Below are 17,965 nucleotides of genomic sequence, written 5' to 3' on the forward strand. Positions count from 1 at the left end.
GTGTGCGCGGGGGTCTGCGTCCGTCGTCCCGCCAGGGCGACATGGCGGGTGTGTCCGCCACGTCCGGTACGCGACCGGGTGAAACCTGCGTCCGGCGCCGAAAAGCCGCGTCACGATCTGTTGCCACGGTGCTCTCCTCCACAGAATGGAGTCGCGCAGGGGCGGCGCGACGCGGTCAGGACGAAGTTCTCGCCAGAGCGACGACGGGCAGGTCTCAGCGTGACGGATTCCCAGGAGTGTCGCGGTGTGCGGGTCGGCACACCGCTGGGTGAGCTCGGTGTCACGATCGTGGGGGCGGGCTACCCCGCGGTCCTGTGGCACTCCGTCCTCGTCGACTCGGCGCAGTGGTGCCGCATCCAGAACGTGCTGGGGTCGCACCGCACGCTGCTCATGATCGACGGGCCCGGCCACGGCGTCAGCGACCGTCCGACGCGCCGGTTCGGCCTGCGGGACTGCGCGGACGCGGCCCTCGCCGTGCTGGACGCGCTCGGTGTGCACCGTGCGGACTGGGTGGGCAACGCCTGGGGCGGCAGGGTCGGCACGGTGTTCGCCGCTGACCACCCCGAGCGCGTGCGGTCGCTGACGACCTTCAGTGCACCGCCGCACCGCCTCCCGCGGGCGTGGCGGCTGGCGGCGTCGGCGCTCACCGTCCCGTACCGGGCGCTCGGCGCTGTCGGCCCCATCACCGAGGCCGCCATGTCGGCGCTCCTGGGCGAGCGCGCACGGCGGCACGACTTCGACGCCGCGATGGTCGCGTCGCGCGCCTTCCTGGCTGGCGACCGCATCGGGATCGCGCGGGCCGCCCGCAGCGTGCTGCTCCGCGCAGAGGACATCACCGACCTGCTCCCCCGGGTGGTCGCGCCCACCCTGGTGGTCGCGGGCGGGAGCGACCCGACGTTCACGGCCGACGACGCGGAGCGGGCGGCCGCCCTCATGCCCGACGCGCGGGTCGAGGTCGTGCCGAGCGTGTTCCGGCTCGCACCGCTGGAGCGTCCACAGGAGACGGCGAAGCTCCTGCTGGAGCACTGGGACGCCACGTCCTGGTCCTGAGAGGCTCCGTGCGGTCCACCCCGACGCTCCACCGTTGCGTCGGGATGGACAGGGGGCGACACTGGGGTGAGCAGCACAGGGACGTGCACGCGTCCCCGGGCCGGCGCAGCCGGTCTCGACCCGACGGTGGAGGGGGTGGTCCCCATGTCGACCACGTTTGACGTCCTGCCGATGCTCGGCCGCGGTAAGCACCGGAACCCGCGCAAGGGCGCGTGCTTCATGGAGCTCGCGTCGTACCTCGCAGGTGAGCGCTGGAGCGATCACCCGGCCTGTACCCACCCGCTGCTCGCGATGCTCGCGCGCGCGGTCAACGACCTGACGACGGACGTCGGCCGTCCGCGTCTGGCCCTCCTCATCCCGTCGGTGATCGGCGTGAGCTCGGACGACGCGCACTGGGACGTCCGGATCGCGCTCGACGCCGCGGTGCAGGCCCTGCCCGGCGCCCCCGAGTACCGGCAGCGCACGCTGGCGGTCGCGGTGATCGCGTGCGAGCGCATCCTCGACGAGATGGACGACCGTGCCCCGGGGACGCGCAGCCTGGCGTCGCGCGAGGCGCTGGCGTCGGTCCCGGCGACGGCCGCGTGGGCGGAGGAGTTCTGCCGCGGTTCGGTCGCGAAGCCGGCGCGGTTCGTGCGCGACGCGGCGCCCAGCATCGTCGGGTCGGCCGTGCTCGCGGTCGCCGAGTCAGCGCTGCCCGACACCGACGCCCGCCTCCACGCCATGCTCGACGCGGCGATCACCCGGTGCCGTGCGTGGGCCGACGCGGGCGAGGTCGAGGCGCTGGCCGAGGACCGGTGGCGCGAGGTCGTGCGTCCGGTCAACGTCGAGGTCTGATCCTCGGCGCTCGAGCGCTCAGCACTCCACGACGTTGACGGCGAGGCCGCCCTCGCTCGTCTCCTTGTACTTGTCGCTCATGTCGAGGCCGGTCTGACGCATCGTCTCGATGACGGCGTCGAGGGACACGACGTGGCTGCCGTCGCCGTGCGTCGCGAGGCGTGCGGCGGAGACGGCGGTCGCCGCGGCGACGGCGTTCCGCTCGATGCACGGCACCTGGACGAGCCCGGCGATCGGGTCGCACGTGAGCCCGAGGTGGTGCTCGAGCGCGATCTCGGCGGCGTTCTCCACCTGTTCGGGCGTGCCCCCGAGGACGGCGGTGAGCCCGGCGGCGGCCATCGCGCAGGCGGACCCCACCTCGGCCTGGCATCCGCCCTCCGCGCCCGAGATCGAGGCGTTGGCCTTGGCGAGCGACCCGATGACGGTCGCGGTGAGCAGGAACTCGCGCACCCGCTCGGGCGTCATCCCGACGACGAACTCCGACGCGTAGTGCAGGACGGCCGGCAGGACGCCCGCGGCACCGTTCGTCGGCGCGGTGACGACGCGTCCGCCGGCGGCGTTCTCCTCGTTCACGGCGAGCGCCCACGCGTGCAGCCAGTCGATGCCGTCCCCGGGACCGTCGGGCGTGCTCTCGAGGCGTGCGCGCAGGCCCGCGGCGCGGCGCCGGACGCGCAGCCCGCCCGGCAGCTCGCCCGAGCCCGCGAGCCCGTGGCGTACGCACTCCTGCATGGCGGCCCACACGGCGTCGAGCCCGGCGTCGGTCTCCGCATCAGGACGGTGGCGGCGCTCCGCCTCGCGTGCCACGCCCGCCAGGCTCGTGCCGTGCGCGCGGCACAGGGCGAGGAGCTCGGCGGCGTTGCGGAAGGCGTACGGGTCGTCTGCCGGGGCGGTCGCGGGGCGCGCGTCCGTCGGCTCGGCGCCGAGGCGCCGGACGAAACCGCCCCCGACGGACAGCCACGTCTCCTCGACGAGCGGCAGCGGCCCGCCGGCGTAGGCGCGCAGCGTGAGGGCGTTGGGGTGCTCGGGGAGGCGGGTGCGCGGCTCGAGGGTGATGTCGTCGCGGCGGAACGGGACGGGGTGCCGGCCGGCGAGGAGCAGCGGGGCACCGTCGTCGTGCCGGGCCCAGCAGGAGCGGACGTCGTCGGGGTCGCACGTCTCGGCGTCGAGCCCGCGCAGACCGGCGACGAGGGCGTCCGGGGTGCCGTGGCCGAGGCCGGTCGCGCCGAGCGAGCCGTACAGGACCGCCTCGATGCGGGTGACCCGGTCGAGCTCCCCGCGTGCGGCGAGGCCGTCGACGAACGCGCGTCCGGCGCGCAGCGGGCCGACGGTGTGCGAGCTGGACGGGCCGATGCCGAGGGAGAACAGCTCGAGGGCGGAGACGTACACGGTCACCTGTCGAGCCTACGTCCCCGCGTCCACCATCCGAGACGATGTGACGGGCCGTAGGCTCGACGGGTGCCCACCGCCGACGCTCTCGAGACCCGCGCCGTCCCCGACCCGCTGGACGCCCTGACCCTCGACGACCTGCGCCGCCGCACGAGCGTCAAGTGGCGTCGCTACCCCGCGGACGTGCTGCCGCTGTGGGTCGCGGAGATGGACGCCGTCCTCGCTCCGGGGGTCGTCGACGCGGTCGCGCGGGCGATGCAGGTCGGCGACACCGGGTACGACTCCGGAACCCGGTACGCGGAGGCATGGGCCGCGTACGCGGCCGACCGGTGGGGCTGGACGGTCGACGTCGGCCGCGCGCGGACCATGCCGGACGTCATGACGGGCGTCGTGCACGTCGTGCGGGCGACGACGGACGAGGGCGGCGCGGTCGTGGTGAGCCCGCCGGTGTACCCGCCGTTCTTCGAGTTCGTCGAGACGGTGGGGCGCCGGGTCGTCGAGGCGCCGCTCACCGCGACGGGGCGCCTCGACCTCGCCGACGGGGGTGCGCTGGACACGGCGTTCGCGGCGGCGCGGGCCGGGGGTCGTCCGGCGCTGTACCTCCTGGCGAACCCGCACAACCCGACGGGGGTCGCGCACGCGCCCGACGAGCTGGCGGCGCTGTGTGCGCTGGCCGACCGGCACGGCGTCCAGGTGCTGGCGGACGAGATCCACGCGCCGCTCACCGGGCGTCCCGGCGTCGACGACGTCCCGGTGTTCACGCCGCTGCTCACCGTGCCGGGCGGGGAGCGGGCGCTGTCGCTCGTGTCGCCGTCGAAGGCGTGGAACCTCGCGGGGCTGCGTGCGGCGCTGCTGCTGTCCGGACCGGCGGCGGACGACGCGGTGGACCGTGTCCCCCTCAACGCGCGCGAGGCCGTGAACCACGTGGGCGTCCTCGCGCAGACGGCGGCGCTCGAGACCGGAGGAGAGTGGCTCGACGCCGTGCTCGACGCCCTGGTGCGGCGGCGGGCGCTGCTCGCCGACCTGCTGGCCGAGCACCTGCCCGAGGTCGGCTACGACGCCGGGCACGCGACGTACCTCGCCTGGCTGGACTGCCGCGCGCTCGGGCTCGGCGACGACCCGGCGGCGGCGCTCCTGGACGAGGGGCGGGTGGCGCTCAACTCCGGGCTGCCGTTCGGGACGGGTGGTGAGGGGTTCGTCCGGCTCAACCTCGCGACGTCGCCGTCGATCGTCTCCGAGGCCGTGGCGCGCATGACGGACACGGTCGAACGCCCCGGCGCGCGCGGCTGACCGTCGGGCGGTGGGGAATACCGGGAGCCCCCACGCGTTGTAGAGAACGGTTCTCATGAGCGGTGATCACGCCGCGGAGGGCCGACCTGCAACACCGTGGAAGGAGCGGCCCTCATGGCCACCAAGCACGCCGACCTGCGACCCGTCGTCAGGCTCCGTTCGACCGCCGGCACCGGGTTCACCTACGTGACCCGCAAGAACCGGCGCAGCGACCCCGACCGGCTCGTGCTGCGCAAGTTCGACCCCGTCGTGCGCACGCACGTCGACTTCCGCGAAGAGCGCTGAGGAGGAACCACCATGAAGAACAACCACCCCGAGTACGGCTCGGTCGTGTTCCGCGACGCGTCCGCCGACTTCCAGATGCTGACCCGCTCGACCCTCTCCGCCGACAACGACGGCGGCCCCGGTCGTCCGGCGAAGACCGTCGAGTGGACGGACGGGAACACGTACCCCGTCGTGGACGTCGAGATCTCGTCCGCGAGCCACCCGTTCTACACGGGCACCGCGCGCGTCGTCGACACCGCCGGTCGCGTGGAGAAGTTCAACCGCCGCTACGGCCGCACGGCCTGACGCTCCCGAGCGCCCCTTCCCGCCGAGGCGCACGTTCCGTACCTCGTCCGGCTCGGACGAGGTACGGAACGTGCGCCTCGCGGTGTCGTGGCGACCCCCGCACTCCCCCGGGAGCCTCAGACGAGGTGCCCGTGGTGTGCGCCGGCGTGCTCGTCCGTCCCGACGACGACGGGCACGGCCCGGTGGGTGGACCGGGCCCCCATCCACACGCCGAACCAGACCACGCACGCGATGGTCACGATGACGAAGCTGGGCGGCAGGTTGAGCATCGCGGACAGCGCGAGCCCGACCCACACGGACACGAGCCCGATCCCGGTCGACACGAGCATGGCGCGCCGGGGCCGTGGCGTGAGCTGGATGGCGGTGGCTGCGGGCGTCACGACGAGCGCGAACAGCAGGAGCGTCCCGACGACCTGCACGGCCATGGTGACGACGAGCCCGAGCAGCGCCATGAAGAGGATGGACAGGGCTCGGACGGGCACGCCGCGCGCCTCCGCGACCTGCGCGTCGACGGACGAGAACAGCAGCGGCCGGTAGATGAGCCCGACGGCGGCGGCGAGGACGACGAGCACGACGGCGAACCCGACGAGCTGGTCGTCGCTGATGGCGAGGAGGTTCCCGAACAGGACGTTCGTCATGGTGGACGACGACTTGGTCGCCAGCGACGCGAAGTAGAGCCCGAGCCCGGTCGCGAACGCGAGCACGGTCCCGGTGGCGATCTCGCGGTCGGCGGCCTTCTTGCCCATGGCGCCGATGACGAGCGCGCCGCCGACGGCGAAGACGCCGAGCCCGAGGCTGACGGGCACGCCGATCAGGACGGCGCCGGTCGCGCCGGGCAGCCCGATGTGCGCGAGGGCGTGCGCCGCGAACGCGCTGTTGCGCACGACGACGAAGTACCCGACGAGCCCGGCGGCGAGCGCCACGATCGTCCCGCCGAGCAGCGCGTTGCGCATGAACGGGGAGGTGAGGATCTCCCACCAGTTGGGCTGGTAGACGACCAGGTCGGTGGCGCGCAGGCCCGCCCCGAGCGCGGTGCTCCCGAGGGTGCTCCCCAGTGCGGTCCCGAGCATCACACGCTCCTCATGAACATCTCGCCCTGCGGGGTGCGCACCACCTGGATGCGCGTGCCGTAGAGGTGGCTGAGCAGGTCTTCGTCGACGACGCCGGACAACGGCGCGTGGTGGGCGTGGCCGTCGAGCAGGTAGATCGCGCCGTCGAGCTCGGCGAGCAGGGGGTTGAGGTCGTGCGCGACGACGAGGATCGTCACGCCGTACTCGTCGTTGATGCGGCCGAGCAGCTCGACGATCTCGCGCTGGTTGCGCAGGTCGAGCGACGCGAGGGGTTCGTCGAGGATGACGAGCCGCGGCTCGGACACGATGGCCTGCGCGATGGCGACGCGTTGGCGCTGCCCGCCGGAGAGCTGGGAGAGGCGCCGGTCGGCGAGCTCGGTGGCGCCGACGGACGCGAGCGCCCGCTCGACCTGCGCCTTCTCGGCGGCGGTGACGCGCGACAGGGCCCACCGGTGCCCGACGAGGCCGAGCAGCACGGCGTCGCGGGCGCGGATCGCGTCAGCCGACAGGGCTGTGTAGTCCTGGGGGACGTAGCCGATGTCGGCGTTCCCGGCGCCGGGCGCGTGGCCGAGCACGGTGACGGTCCCGGAGCACACGGGCACGAGCCCGAGGATGACCTTGAGCATGGTGGTCTTGCCGGACCCGTTGGAGCCGATGACGGCGGTGACGGACCCTTGCGGGACGGTGAACGTCCCTTCGGACCAGACGAGCCGTCCGCCGAGGACGACGCCGACGTCGTCGAACACGAGCGCGGGCACGTCGTCTGCCGCAGGCGTCCCGGGCGCCGCGGCGGCGGGTGCGGCCGCGGGCGCCGCCGCGTCAGGCGTCGACACCGAGGGCCTTCGCGAGGGCGGTGAGCTGTGCCACCTGCCAATCCTGGAACGTGGCGCCGTCGGGCGCCACCGTCTCGGTGACGCCGACGACGGGCACCCCGGCGCTCTTCGCGGCGTCCCGCACCTGGTCGGTGAGGGCGCCCTCGGTCTGCGTGTTCACGACGAGCACGTCGGCGCCGTGGGACGTCAGGAGGTCGTCGAACGCCTTGACGTCGCCGGGTGCCGGGTCGGTCTCGTTGGCGGCGGCGCGTGCGTACCCGGCGGGGGTGACGTCCTTGAGGCCGACGGCCTGGGCGGTGTAGTCGAAGACGCTCTCGGTGGCAGCGTAGGTCTTGTCGGCCGCCTGTTCCTTGATGGCCGCGACGAGGTCGTCGTAGGGCTTCATCGAGGCGGCGAACGCGGCGCGGTTCTTCTCGAAGACGTCGCGCGCCGCGGGGGCGGACGTCTCGAGCTGCGCGGTGACGGTGTCGGCGACCTGGGTGACGAAGGTCGGCGAGTACCAGAGGTGCGGGTTGTCGCCGTCCGCGGCGCCGACCACGTCCCCGGCGTCCACCACGGCGGCGCCCTGGGCACTGGACGCGGCGAGCTTGCTCGCCCAGGCGTCGTAGTCGACGCCGTTGACGACGACGACGTCCGCGTGGGTGAACGCGACGCCGTCCTTGGGGCTGGGCTCGTAGTCGTGCGGGTCGACGGACGAGCTCGCGAGGATCGTGGTGACGTCGGCGCAGTCGCCGCCGAGCTGGCGGACGATGTCACCCCACTGGTCGACGCTGACGACCACGTCGACGGGCGTGGTCGGGCAGTCGCCCGTGGCCCGGGCGTCGCCGTCGTCGGCGGTCGAGCACGCGGCGAGCGCGAGGACGGCGACGGCCACCGCGGTCACGCCGGACGCGAGCGTGAGGGCTCTCCGGGTGCGGCGCCGGGTGCGGGGGGCGGGGAGGGGCGGACGCGATCTCACCCCCACACCGTAATGAGAATCGCTATCGAAAAGCAATCCGAGGCGCTCCCGTGAGCGATCACACATGCCCGGAAGTCGCTCGACACGCCCCGGATCCGCGTGATTCCGCCCCCGGACGGCCCGTCGAATGCGCATCTGTCGCAGGGATTCCCTAGAGTTGGGCCGACGTCCGGCGTCCCGGACGGACCAAGCGGCGTTGTGGCGCCCGCTCGGGCGTCATCCGACGAAGGGAATTGCATGTCTCTCAACAAGTCCGAGCTCGTCTCGGCCATCGCAGCCAAGGCCGAGATCTCGAAGGCCGACGCCGAGAGCGCCATCAACGCGCTCCAGGACGTGCTGATCGAGTCGCTGGGCAAGGGCGAGGCCGTCAAGCTGACGGGCCTGCTCTCCGTCGAGCGCGTCGAGCGCGCCGCCCGCACGGGCCGCAACCCCCGCACGGGCGAGGAGATCGCCATCCCCGCCGGCTACGGCGTGAAGATCAGCGCGGGCAGCCTCCTGAAGAAGGCCGTCTCCGCCTGAGACCCCGCCGCGCGCACACCGCGCGCGGCCCGAAGGGCCGGACGCACACCGCGTCCGGCCCTTCGTCGTCCTGCCACGGTCTCGCTGGCGCTGGGCGCTACAGGTCGCCCTGGCGTTGCAGCCATCGCATGAACACCCAGCCGATGGGGATGCGCAGCCAGTAGGTCGCGACGCGGAACAGCACGGTCACGGACGTCGCGATCGGCGCGGACACCCCCGCCGTCGTCAGGCCCAGGATGAGCGCGGCCTCGATCGCGCCGATGCCGCCCGGCGTCGGGACGGCCGCACCGGCCGCGTTCCCCACGAGGTACACGACGGCGACGTCCACGAGGTCGAGGTGCTGCCCGAAGGCGAGCAGCGCCGTGTAGAACGCCAGGACGTAGCTCATCGTCAGGACGAAGCTGCCGGCCAGGCCGGACAGGAGGCGCAGCGGCTGCCCCAGGACGGCGGACAGCCGCGGCCACACCTGCTCGAGCGTCGGACGGACGCGGGCGAGCACCCAGCGCCGGACGGCCGGGACGAGCAGGGTGCCGGCCACGACCATCGCGAGCGCCCCGATCGCGACCATGACAGTCGTCGACGGTGCCGACACGAGGCCGCCGTCGCCCGTCGCGAGCGACAGGACGACGAGGATCCCGATGGTCACGGCGAACTGGGAGAGCTGCACGAGGGCGACGGTCGCGAGCCCGAGGGACGTGGACACGCCGCGCTTGGTGAGCAGTCGCATGTTGAGGGCGGCCGGCCCGATGCCGGCGGGTGCGGCGATGGCGACGAACGACCCGGCCACCTGCGTCCACAGCGTCCGCAGGAACGGCAGCCGGGCCGGCGAGAAGGCCATGAGCGTGATCGCCGCACCGAGCCACGAGAACCCGCCCAGCACGAACGTGAGCACCGCCCACACGGGGTTCGCGTCCGCGAGGGCGGACGTGATCTCGTCCGCGTTGACGGTGGTCACGATGGCGACCACGGCGACGACGGTCAGGGTCAGCGTGAGGATCGTGCGGACCGAGAACCGCGTGATGTTCTCGGGCTCGAACTCCGTGGCCTCCGGCATGCGGTCGACGAGCGCGGCGCGCAGCCCCTTGAGGAGCTCCTTGTCGGCACGCACCGCCTCGCGGGTCGTGGACGGCAGGGCGATCGACTGGAGGACCGGGCCGACGGACTCGAGCTCGTCCTCGTCCAGCGCCCGGGCGGCGGACTCGACCGCGCGCTCGATCCCGACGCGGATCGCGAGCACCGCGAGCAGCTGGGCGAGGTCGAGGCGCCGCGCGAGGGTGGACGACGCGACCTCGCCGTGCTCCCACCCGGTGAGCAGCACCCGTGGCGCGTCGGTAGGCACGTCGCCCGGCCCGACCGTCCCGGCGCGTTCCACGGCGTCGTCCGGACCGGTCGCGACGAGCACGACGTCGACGGTGAGCGCGCGGTGCGTCAGGCCCGCGTTGTGGGCGAGGCGGAGCTGGCGCCACGCCTCGTCCAGCACGTCGTCGCCCAGCAGCGTGGCGTCGGCGTCACGCAGCGAGACGGTCCGAGCGGCGTGCTCCTGCACGAGCACCATGGAGTCCTCGGCCTCGGACATGCCGAGCAGCCGCGGTCCGCGCACGCCGGCCGCGTGCGCCGCGTACGTGAGCAGGGCGGCCCGCTCGGCCGCGGCGCGCAGCGAGATCGCCGTCCGCGTCTCGAGCCCGCGCAGCCGGACGGAGTGCCAGAAGCGGGAGAGCCACCCGACGACCTGGCGGTCCCCGTCGAGCACGACGACGTCGTGCCGCTGACCGTCGGGCGTGAACAGCGCGTAGACGCGGTTGTCGCCCGCGCGGGTGAGCGCGACGGACGCCGCGTCCCAGGTGGCGGCGATCGCCTCCGCGGGTCGTCCGGGTGGCGCGTCCGGCACGACGACGGGGTGCTGGCCGGTGCGCAGGTCGGCGACGTCGACCTCGCCCGTGACCTCGCCGCGCTCGACGCTCGTGACCTGCTCGCGCAGCGCGCTCGCCGGGTCCGTGAGGTCCCGGACGCGGACGAGGTACGTGGGGTCGAACCCGGCCCGCCGCACCCCGTCGACCAGGTCGGCGCCGTACGCACGCTCGCTGCGCACCCCGGACGCGTACCGGACGGCGAGCCCGGCGATGCGCCCGAGGAGGAGCGTCACGATCTCCGCGGGCAGCGACACCTTCGCGGTGACGAGCAGCACGCCGATCGCGACCCACAGCAGGTTCCACGACCACTTCACCGTGCGGCGCCGGGTGCGCGGGCCGGCGACCGTGAGGATGCCGACGAGCGCGGCCGCGTACGCCGGCATGACGACGGTGAGGTCGCCGCTCACCCAGACGCTGAACCCCGTGACGAGGGCGTCCGAGCCCCAGATCCGGATCAGCTCCTCGGCGAGCAGGGCGAGCCCCAGGGCGAGGCCCGCGGCGACGACCCCTTCGAGGATCTGCCGTCCGAGCCGGCGCAGCGCGAGCTCGGTGAGCACCGCGATCGGGATGAAGATCGTCACGAGACCCTCGAGCACCGCGACCGGCACGAGGAGCAGGCGCGCGAGCAGGTTCGAGAAGCCCTGGACGTCCTGGGCCACGCCGGCGGTCGTCGCGTGCGCGTAGACCGCGAGGAAGAACGTGACGACGACGCCCACCGCTGCGACGATCGCGCCCACGGCGTCGGACGGGTGGTGGACGCGGCTCGTGGGCGTGTCGACGACCCGGACGACCTGGTCGTGCGTGGCCACGGGCATGCCGTCGAGTGTAGGTGCGCAGGTCGGCCTAGGCTGGCAGGAAGGCTGCAGCAGCGTCGGCCTCGTGGCGGGGTGGCCCCGTCACGGTGGTGGGTCAGGGACGGGGACGCTCATGATGACGACGGTGCAGGGCACGGACGAACCGACGGAGCGATCGAAGGAGCCCAAGCCGGTCAAGCGGTTCCGCGCGGTGTGGTTCCTCGCGATCCTGCGCGGGTTCGTCCTGCTGGTCCTCGGTCTCCTGCTGATGATCCAGCCGATCGCGACGGACTTCGGGACCCTGCGCTGGGTCGTGGGGTTGTTCGTCGCAGGGGACGCGGTGCTCGCCGCGTGGCAGGGGCTCGCCCACCGCAAGCAGCCGGCCTGGCAGGCGTGGCTCGCGCAGGCGGTCGTGGACGCCGTGTTCGCACTCGTCGTGATGTTCTGGCCGGACCTGTCGCAGCAGTCGATGTACTACCTGTTCGCGTCGTGGGCCATCGCGCTCGGGGTGACGGTCGTGGTGACGGCAGGCTCGCTGGCCCGCGCGCGCGACCTCGAGTGGTCGTGGCAGCTCATGGCCGGGATCGTCGGGTTCCTGTTCGGGACGCTGCTCCTGCTGCGCTCGTCGGACCTCGACGACGACCTCGCGACCACGACCCTCGTCTTCGCGTTCTACGCGTTCGCGATCGGGGCGGTGTACGTCGTGACGGGCTTCGCGACGCGTGGTCTGGCGCGCGAGCTGCGTGCACTGCGGGAGAGGGCCGGGGACGACGAGGACGAGGTCGCCCGCGGTCGGACGGGATCCGTGCTGGGCGGTGTCGTGCTGCCGCAGCGGCCGGCGCCTGCCCCGGAGCCCTCGACGGAGCCCGCGGCGGAGCCGGCACTCGAGCCCGCGGCACCCGCGCCCGTCGTCGCGCCCGAGGCGTCGGAACCCGAGACCTCAGAGCCCGAGACCTCAGAGCCCGAGCGAGTCCTTCCAGGTCTGGGGGAGGAGCGCGTACCCGACGAACGACACGATGTCGAGGATCGTGTGCGCGACGACGAGCGGCACGACACGCCGACGTCCCCAGCGTGACGTGTAGAACCAGGTGAACAGGACGCCCATGGCGGCGTTGCCGAGGAACGGCCCGAACCCCTGGTACAGGTGGTAGCTGCCGCGCAGCACCGAGCTCGACGCGACGAACCTCCACCGGCCCCAGCCGAGGTCGGTGAGCCGTTCGTGCAGGTAACCGACGACGATCACCTCTTCGAGCAGCCCGTTCTGGAGCGCGGCGAGGATCAGCACCGGGACGGTCCACCAGTAGCCGCTCAGGTTCGACGCCTGCACCTCGACGGTGATGCCGAGGGCGCGTCCGACGAGGTAGAACGCGAGCCCGGGGATGCCGACGGCGGCGGCGAGCGCGACGCCCCAGCCGAGGTCCGGCCCGGGCCGGTGCAGGTCGAGGCCGATGGCCGCGGTGGACGACCGGCCGCGGTTCGACAGCAGATACAGCGCCAGCACGACGGGCACGAGCGCGAACCCGATGCCGAGGAGCTGGTACGTCAGGTCGAGGTAGGGGCGCGGTGACTGCGAGACGTTGAGCGCGGTCGACTGGCCCTTGAGCGGTCCCTGGCTGAGCTTCGCGATGATCGACACGACCGCGTAGACGGCCGAGGCGCCGAGGCTGGCGGCGAGGACGATCCAGATCTCGCCGACGATCCGGCGGGGCTGCATCGAGGGGAGCGAGCTCCTCGGCGTGAACGAGACGGAGGCCGAGCGCGTCGGCGGCGCGGGCTCAGGGGCGGGGGTCGCGTCGTCGCCGGTCATGGTGCGGTTATAGCACCGGCGCATCCTTCCGCCCTGGACGACCGCCTCCCTAACTGACGAGATTAGTAGTCAATCGACTACCAAGAAGGGGCGTCAAGACGTGGACCTGACTCATCCGATCGCGACCGTGATCCCCAGCCTCGATGGTCGAGTCCTCGCAGTGCTCTCCCGGACGACGCGCCCGATGGCCGGTCGGCAGATCGCCAGGCTTCTTCCGGACGCGTCGCTGCGGGGGGTCCAGCTCGCGCTCGAGCGGCTGGAACGGCAAGGGCTGGTGCTGGCCGAGCCGTTCGCGCACGCAGTGATGTTCAGCGCCAATCGGCGCCACCTGCTCTGGCCCGCCATCGAGCGGCTCGTGGAGGCTGCCGCATCGACGCCCACGCAGCTCCGGCGCCTCGTGCAGCACACGGTCCAGAGCTTCGACCCTGAGCTGGCACCGCGTCTCTCGATCGCGCTGTACGGGAGTGCTGCCCGGCAGGCCGCGACCCCCGACAGCGACATCGACGTGCTGATCGTGGAACCTGCTCCCGCGAGCGCCCGGGTGGACGACCTTGTGGCTCACCTGGCGGAAGAAGTTCGCCTGGCGACAGGCAACGACTGCAACGTCTACCTCACGACTCGTGAGCGGCTGGACGAGATGGTCCGCGAGCGCGACCCGATCATTGCGTCCTGGCTCGAAGACGCCGAAATGGTCACCGGACCGGACGTCCGGCCGCACCTGGAGGGATCGCCATGGCGCGCGTGACCGCTGTGACCGCGGCAGACGTCCGTCAACGCGCGGCGACGGCGCGCGAGCACTTCCAGGTCACGCTCGAACGCCTCGAGATCGCACTCGGTCGCCCCGGCCCTTCGCCGGAGGCGCAGGTCGCGGCGTCGAACGCGGTGAGCGCCGCGATCGCCGCCTGTGACGCGCTCTGCGGCGACGCCTTGGGGCAGCACGCCAGCGGCCAGGATCACAGAGCCGCGGTCGCGATGCTGTCCAGCATTCGCCCGGACGGACAGAGTCTCGGACGCAGGCTGAGTCGGCTCCTCAATGACAAGACCTTGTTCCAGTACGGGACGTTCTGCACCGGCTGAACGGGCCCGAAGGGACGCGGAAGCCCTCATCGACGCCCTCGACGCGCGCGGTCTCTGACGGGATCACCCCACCTTCACACGACCGTCGCACGGTGCCCCGGGGACACCCAGGTGACGGGCGGTCGGGCCGCCTAGCCTGGGAGGGCCGCTCCGCGGCACCCCTTCGACGACGAGGCCCGGACCGTCAGGTCCGGGTCCGTCGGTCGTGCCCCCGCCCGTGCCGGCGGTCCGTGCCCGGACCGCGCCCCGACCCCGAGAGAGCCGTGACGACCCCCTCGCCAGCACCCCGCACGCGCGACGCGCGCGACGCGACCCGACCCCTGCCCACCGCGCCGAACGCTGTCGGTGCGCCTGCCGTCGCGCCGGCCGCCGCCGACCCGCACGCCGCGGACGACGTCGCGCAGCGCATCGAGGACAAGGCTCCGCGCCCGTCGATGGTGCAGCTCACGGGCAGCGCCCTCGCCGCGATCACGTCGACGGTGTGCCTGTCGTACTTCGGTGTCGCGGGGACGGTCATCGGCGCCGCGGTCGCGAGCATCATCACGGTGCTCGGGAACTTCGTGTACCAGCGGTCCATGCTGCGCGCCCAGCACAAGGTCGCCGCGGCGCTGCGCACGGGGGCGCGCCTGGGTGCGGGGACCCCGGCGCCGTCGCGCGTGGCCGACTCGTCGGCCGTCCTCACCGCGGTCCTCGGCCCGGACGGGGCCGAGCGGGCGCGCGCTGCCGCGGACGGCACCGGCACCGAAGCCGCCGACGCCGGCAGCGGGACGGATCCGCTGGACCCGCAGGACCTCGCCCGGCGGCCGCACTGGCGGCGCCGTCTCGTCGTCATGTCGGTGGGGCTGTTCGTCGCGCTGCTCACCGTGATCACGGGCTTCGAGCTCGTCACGGGCAAGCCGCTCACCGACTTCCTGCACGGGACGGACGGCTCGGGCACGAGCATCTCGCACGTCAGCAACCGCGGGGACGGCGCGTCGGTGCCCGGGCCCGCGGACACGTCGACGCCCACGCAGGCGCCGACGTCGGGCAGCGACCCGGAGCCGACGTCCGACCCGACGAACGTGCCGACCGAGGAGCCCACGTCGGAGCCGACGCAGCAGCCGACGTCCGACCCGACGAGCAGCCCCACCGACCCGGCGACCACCGACCCGGACCCGGCCCCGAGCACGACGCCGACAGGTGCGGCGGGCGGCTCCGGCGCCGCGGGCGAGAGCGAGTCAGGGGAGTCGGACGGCGGCACCGACGCGTCCGGCACGTCGGTGCCGCAGTCGACCGCGACGACCGCGTCCTGACGCACCGCGTCCCGACGGACCGCCTCCGCGGACGGTCCCGGGCCGCTCAGGCGGCGCGGCGCAGCCGCAGCGAGCTGCCCACGACGAGCACGGAGCTCGCCGCCATCGCGGCACCGGCGACCATCGGGGACAGCAGCCCGGCCGCGGCGAGCGGGATCGCGGCGACGTTGTAGGCGAACGCCCAGAACAGGTTCTGCTTCACGACGCGCAGCGTGCGCCGCGACAGCCGGACGGCGGTCGCCGCGAGCCGCAGGTCGGGCCGGACGAGCGTGATGTCGCTCGCCTCGATCGCGACGTCGGTGCCGGTGCCCATCGCGAGGCCGAGGTCGGCCTGTGCGAGCGCCGCGGCGTCGTTCACGCCGTCGCCGACCATCGCGACGACGCGTCCCTCGGCCTGCAGGCGCTCCACCTGGGCGACCTTGTCCTCGGGCCGGACGTCGGCCACGACGTCGTCGATCCCGACAGCCTCGGCGGCCGCGTGCGCGGAGGCGGCGTTGTCGCCCGTGAGCAGGACGGGTCGCAGCCCGAGCGCGCGCAGGTCGCGGATCGCGTCCGCGGACGTCGGCCGCACCGCGTCGCGGAGCACGACGACCCCGCGCGCCGACCCGTTCCAGGCGACGGCGACCGCGGTCGCGCCGGTGGACTCGGCCTCGGCGACGGCGCTGCGGGTGCCGTCGTCGAGCGTGACGCCCTGGTCGGCGAGCCAGCCGAGCCGGCCGACGAGCACACGGCGCGAGCCCGTGGCACCACCGAGCGTGATCGTGGTGGGGCTGTCGGGCGCGGCGCCGGTGCCGCGGTCCCGCGTGCCGCCGTCCCCGATGCCGGAGTGCGCGACCCGCACGACGCCCTCGACCCCGCCGCCCGCGTGGTTGCGGAAGTCGTGGACCTCGAGCGCGCCGATCCCGACGCCGTCCGCGCCCGTCCCGCGCGTCTGCTGCGGGGTGCCCGGGCCGGTGGGGGATCCGGCGTCCGCCGCCGCGGCGACCGCCTGGGCGACGGGGTGCTCGCTGCGGGCCTCGACGGCGCCGGCGTACCGCAGGACGTCGTCCGGCGTGGTCCGGGGGTCGGTGGCGACGACCTGCTCGACCTCCATGCGGCCCTCGGTGACGGTCCCGGTCTTGTCGAGCACGACGGTGTCGACGCGGCGCGTGGACTCGAGGACCTCGGGTCCCTTGACGAGGATGCCGAGCTGCGCGCCGCGCCCGGTGCCGACGAGCAGCGCCGTGGGCGTGGCGAGCCCGAGCGCGCAGGGGCACGCGATGATGAGGACGGCGACGGCGGCCGTGAACGCGTCGGACGCCGACGCCCCCGCGAGCAGCCAGACGGCGAGCGTGCCGACCGCGATCACGAGCACGACGGGCACGAACACCGCCGAGATGCGGTCCGCGAGGCGCTGGACGGGAGCCTTGCCGGTCTGCGCACGCGTCACCAGACGCCCGATCTGCGCGAGCGTCGTCTCCTCGCCGACGCGCGTGGCGCGTACCACGAGCGACCCGGACGTGTTGACGGTCGCGCCGGTCACGGTGTCGCCCGGCTCGACGTCCACGGGGACGGGCTCGCCCGTGAGCAGGGACGCGTCGACCGCGCTGCGGCCCTCGACGACCTCGCCGTCCGTCGCGACCTTCTCGCCCGGCGCGACGCGGAACAGGTCGCCCACGGCCAGCGACGCCACGGGGACGCGCTGCTCGCGGCGCCCGCCGGGGCCGTCGACCAGGCGGACGGCGTCCTTCGCGCCGAGGTCGAGCAGGGACCGCAGCGCGTCGCCCGCGCGGCGGCGCGACCGTGTCTCCGCGTACCGGCCGGCGAGCAGGAACGTCGTGACGACGACCGCCACCTCGAGGTACAGCTCGCCCTCTCCGGACACGAGGACCCACACGGACCAGAGGGTCGCGGCGGCGACGCCGATCGAGACGAGCGTGTCCATCGTCGACGACCCGTGCCGGGCCGCCCGCGCGGCGGCGCGGTGGAACGGCCACGCGCCCCACGTCACCACGGGGGCTGCGAGCACCGCCACGACCCACTCCCAGCCGTCGACGTGCCACGCGTGGACCATCGACAGCAGGACGACCGGCACGGCGAGCACGGCGGACACGACGAGCCTGCGTCGCAGGTCGTGCGCGCGGTCGTGGGTGGGGGCGGAGGTGTCCTCGTCGGGGTCCATCTCACGCGCGTGGGGGCCGCCCGGCATCGAGTGGCCCGACAGCGCCATCTCGGTCGCGTCGTGGCCGCCCATCTCGTGGGCGCTCATGTCGTGGGCGCTCATCGCGTGGCCGCGCGGGCCGCGTCGTGCGGTCACCCGGGCGTCGTACCCGGCCTTGCGGACGGCGGCGACGAGGTCGTCGTCGGGGACGTCGCTGCCGGGCTCGAGGACGACGTGCGCGGACTCGAGCGGGAGGTTGACCGTCGCCGTGACGCCCGGCACCTGGCCGAGGCGCTTCTCGACGCGCGCGACGCACGACGCGCACGTCATGCCCTCGACGGCGAGCTCGACCTCGGTGGGGTCGGTCTGCTGCGTGGTCATCGGGTTCCTCCCTCTGTCGTGCTGGTCGTGCTGGTGCTGCGGTGCGTGCTGGCG

17 protein-coding genes are annotated in these 17,965 nt (G+C 73.8%); 10 read left to right on the forward strand and 7 right to left on the reverse strand.

All coding sequences use genetic code 11. The features are described 5' to 3' along the window. Positions 1-246: 246 nt before the first annotated feature. Positions 247-1,050, forward strand: a complete 804-nt coding sequence (locus CLV34_RS05490) for an alpha/beta fold hydrolase (protein ID WP_157803715.1) — start codon at positions 247-249, stop codon at positions 1,048-1,050. Between the two features lie 144 nt (positions 1,051-1,194). Then, the gene (locus CLV34_RS05495) at positions 1,195-1,884 is read left to right on the forward strand and encodes a hypothetical protein (RefSeq protein WP_100349847.1); all 690 of its coding nucleotides are present in this window, start codon (positions 1,195-1,197) and stop codon (positions 1,882-1,884) included. A gap of 18 nt (positions 1,885-1,902) precedes the next feature. Here the strand turns inward: CLV34_RS05495 and CLV34_RS05500 are convergent, their stop codons facing one another. Then, positions 1,903-3,276, reverse strand: a complete 1,374-nt coding sequence (locus tag CLV34_RS05500; RefSeq protein WP_100349296.1) for an L-serine ammonia-lyase — start codon at positions 3,274-3,276, stop codon at positions 1,903-1,905. Between the two features lie 63 nt (positions 3,277-3,339). Between CLV34_RS05500 and CLV34_RS05505 the strand changes: the two genes are divergently transcribed. The 3 genes from CLV34_RS05505 (at position 3,340) to CLV34_RS05515 (ending at position 5,130) form a co-directional block, all read left to right on the forward strand. Next, on the forward strand, positions 3,340-4,560 hold the full coding sequence (locus CLV34_RS05505; RefSeq protein WP_100349297.1) for an aminotransferase class I/II-fold pyridoxal phosphate-dependent enzyme: 1,221 nt from the start codon (positions 3,340-3,342) through the stop codon (positions 4,558-4,560). Positions 4,561-4,674: 114 nt separating this feature from the next. Next, positions 4,675-4,845, forward strand: a complete 171-nt coding sequence (rpmG, locus tag CLV34_RS05510) for a 50S ribosomal protein L33 (RefSeq protein WP_100349298.1) — start codon at positions 4,675-4,677, stop codon at positions 4,843-4,845. Between the two features lie 12 nt (positions 4,846-4,857). Further along, positions 4,858-5,130, forward strand: a complete 273-nt coding sequence (locus CLV34_RS05515; protein WP_100349299.1) for a type B 50S ribosomal protein L31 — start codon at positions 4,858-4,860, stop codon at positions 5,128-5,130. Between the two features lie 116 nt (positions 5,131-5,246). Here the strand turns inward: CLV34_RS05515 and CLV34_RS05520 are convergent, their stop codons facing one another. From CLV34_RS05520 to CLV34_RS05530, 3 genes are read right to left on the reverse strand one after another with little or no spacing between them, the layout of a single operon-like run. Beyond that, complete coding sequence (locus CLV34_RS05520) at positions 5,247-6,200, reverse strand: metal ABC transporter permease (protein ID WP_100349300.1); 954 nt, start codon at positions 6,198-6,200, stop codon at positions 5,247-5,249. Continuing rightward, a complete protein-coding gene (locus CLV34_RS05525) occupies positions 6,200-7,033 on the reverse strand; it encodes a metal ABC transporter ATP-binding protein (RefSeq protein ID WP_245859022.1) in 834 nt (277 codons plus the stop codon). The genes CLV34_RS05520 and CLV34_RS05525 overlap by 1 nt, the downstream gene beginning before the upstream one ends. Further along, a complete protein-coding gene (locus CLV34_RS05530; protein ID WP_211289362.1) occupies positions 7,020-7,991 on the reverse strand; it encodes a metal ABC transporter solute-binding protein, Zn/Mn family in 972 nt (323 codons plus the stop codon). The genes CLV34_RS05525 and CLV34_RS05530 overlap by 14 nt, the downstream gene beginning before the upstream one ends. Before the next feature lie 237 nt (positions 7,992-8,228). Here CLV34_RS05530 and CLV34_RS05535 point away from each other — a divergent pair, with 237 nt between their 5' ends. After that, positions 8,229-8,510 carry an HU family DNA-binding protein gene (locus tag CLV34_RS05535; protein WP_100349302.1) on the forward strand — a complete coding sequence of 94 codons (282 nt, stop codon included), beginning with the start codon at positions 8,229-8,231 and terminating at the stop codon, positions 8,508-8,510. Positions 8,511-8,607: 97 nt separating this feature from the next. Here the strand turns inward: CLV34_RS05535 and CLV34_RS05540 are convergent, their stop codons facing one another. After that, entirely contained in the window at positions 8,608-11,235 is a 2,628-nt protein-coding gene (locus CLV34_RS05540) for a lysylphosphatidylglycerol synthase transmembrane domain-containing protein (protein ID WP_100349303.1), read from the reverse strand. Positions 11,236-11,347: 112 nt separating this feature from the next. On the opposite strand from CLV34_RS05540, the gene CLV34_RS05545 reads away from it, so the two are divergent. Next, the gene (locus CLV34_RS05545; protein WP_170044597.1) at positions 11,348-12,289 is read left to right on the forward strand and encodes an HdeD family acid-resistance protein; all 942 of its coding nucleotides are present in this window, start codon (positions 11,348-11,350) and stop codon (positions 12,287-12,289) included. Here the strand turns inward: CLV34_RS05545 and CLV34_RS05550 are convergent. Beyond that, a complete protein-coding gene (locus CLV34_RS05550; RefSeq protein WP_170044599.1) occupies positions 12,170-13,021 on the reverse strand; it encodes a CPBP family intramembrane glutamic endopeptidase in 852 nt (283 codons plus the stop codon). The genes CLV34_RS05545 and CLV34_RS05550 overlap by 120 nt on opposite strands. A gap of 100 nt (positions 13,022-13,121) precedes the next feature. Here CLV34_RS05550 and CLV34_RS05555 point away from each other — a divergent pair, with 100 nt between their 5' ends. The 3 genes from CLV34_RS05555 to CLV34_RS05565 all read left to right on the forward strand — a co-directional run bounded on the left by CLV34_RS05555 (position 13,122) and on the right by CLV34_RS05565 (position 15,390). Then, positions 13,122-13,766, forward strand: coding sequence for a nucleotidyltransferase domain-containing protein (locus CLV34_RS05555; protein ID WP_170044601.1), 645 nt, complete (start codon positions 13,122-13,124; stop codon positions 13,764-13,766). Then, positions 13,754-14,098, forward strand: a complete 345-nt coding sequence (locus CLV34_RS05560; protein WP_100349306.1) for a hypothetical protein — start codon at positions 13,754-13,756, stop codon at positions 14,096-14,098. The genes CLV34_RS05555 and CLV34_RS05560 overlap by 13 nt, the downstream gene beginning before the upstream one ends. A 263-nt stretch (positions 14,099-14,361) precedes the next feature. Continuing rightward, complete coding sequence (locus CLV34_RS05565) at positions 14,362-15,390, forward strand: hypothetical protein (RefSeq protein ID WP_100349307.1); 1,029 nt, start codon at positions 14,362-14,364, stop codon at positions 15,388-15,390. Positions 15,391-15,436: 46 nt separating this feature from the next. Here the strand turns inward: CLV34_RS05565 and CLV34_RS05570 are convergent, their stop codons facing one another. Then, a complete protein-coding gene (locus CLV34_RS05570) occupies positions 15,437-17,911 on the reverse strand; it encodes a heavy metal translocating P-type ATPase (protein ID WP_100349308.1) in 2,475 nt (824 codons plus the stop codon). Between the last annotated feature and the right edge of the window lie 54 nt (positions 17,912-17,965).

Source organism: Luteimicrobium subarcticum (assembly GCF_002798015.1).
In the GTDB taxonomy this organism is placed as follows: Bacteria; Actinomycetota; Actinomycetes; order Actinomycetales; family Cellulomonadaceae; genus Luteimicrobium; species Luteimicrobium subarcticum.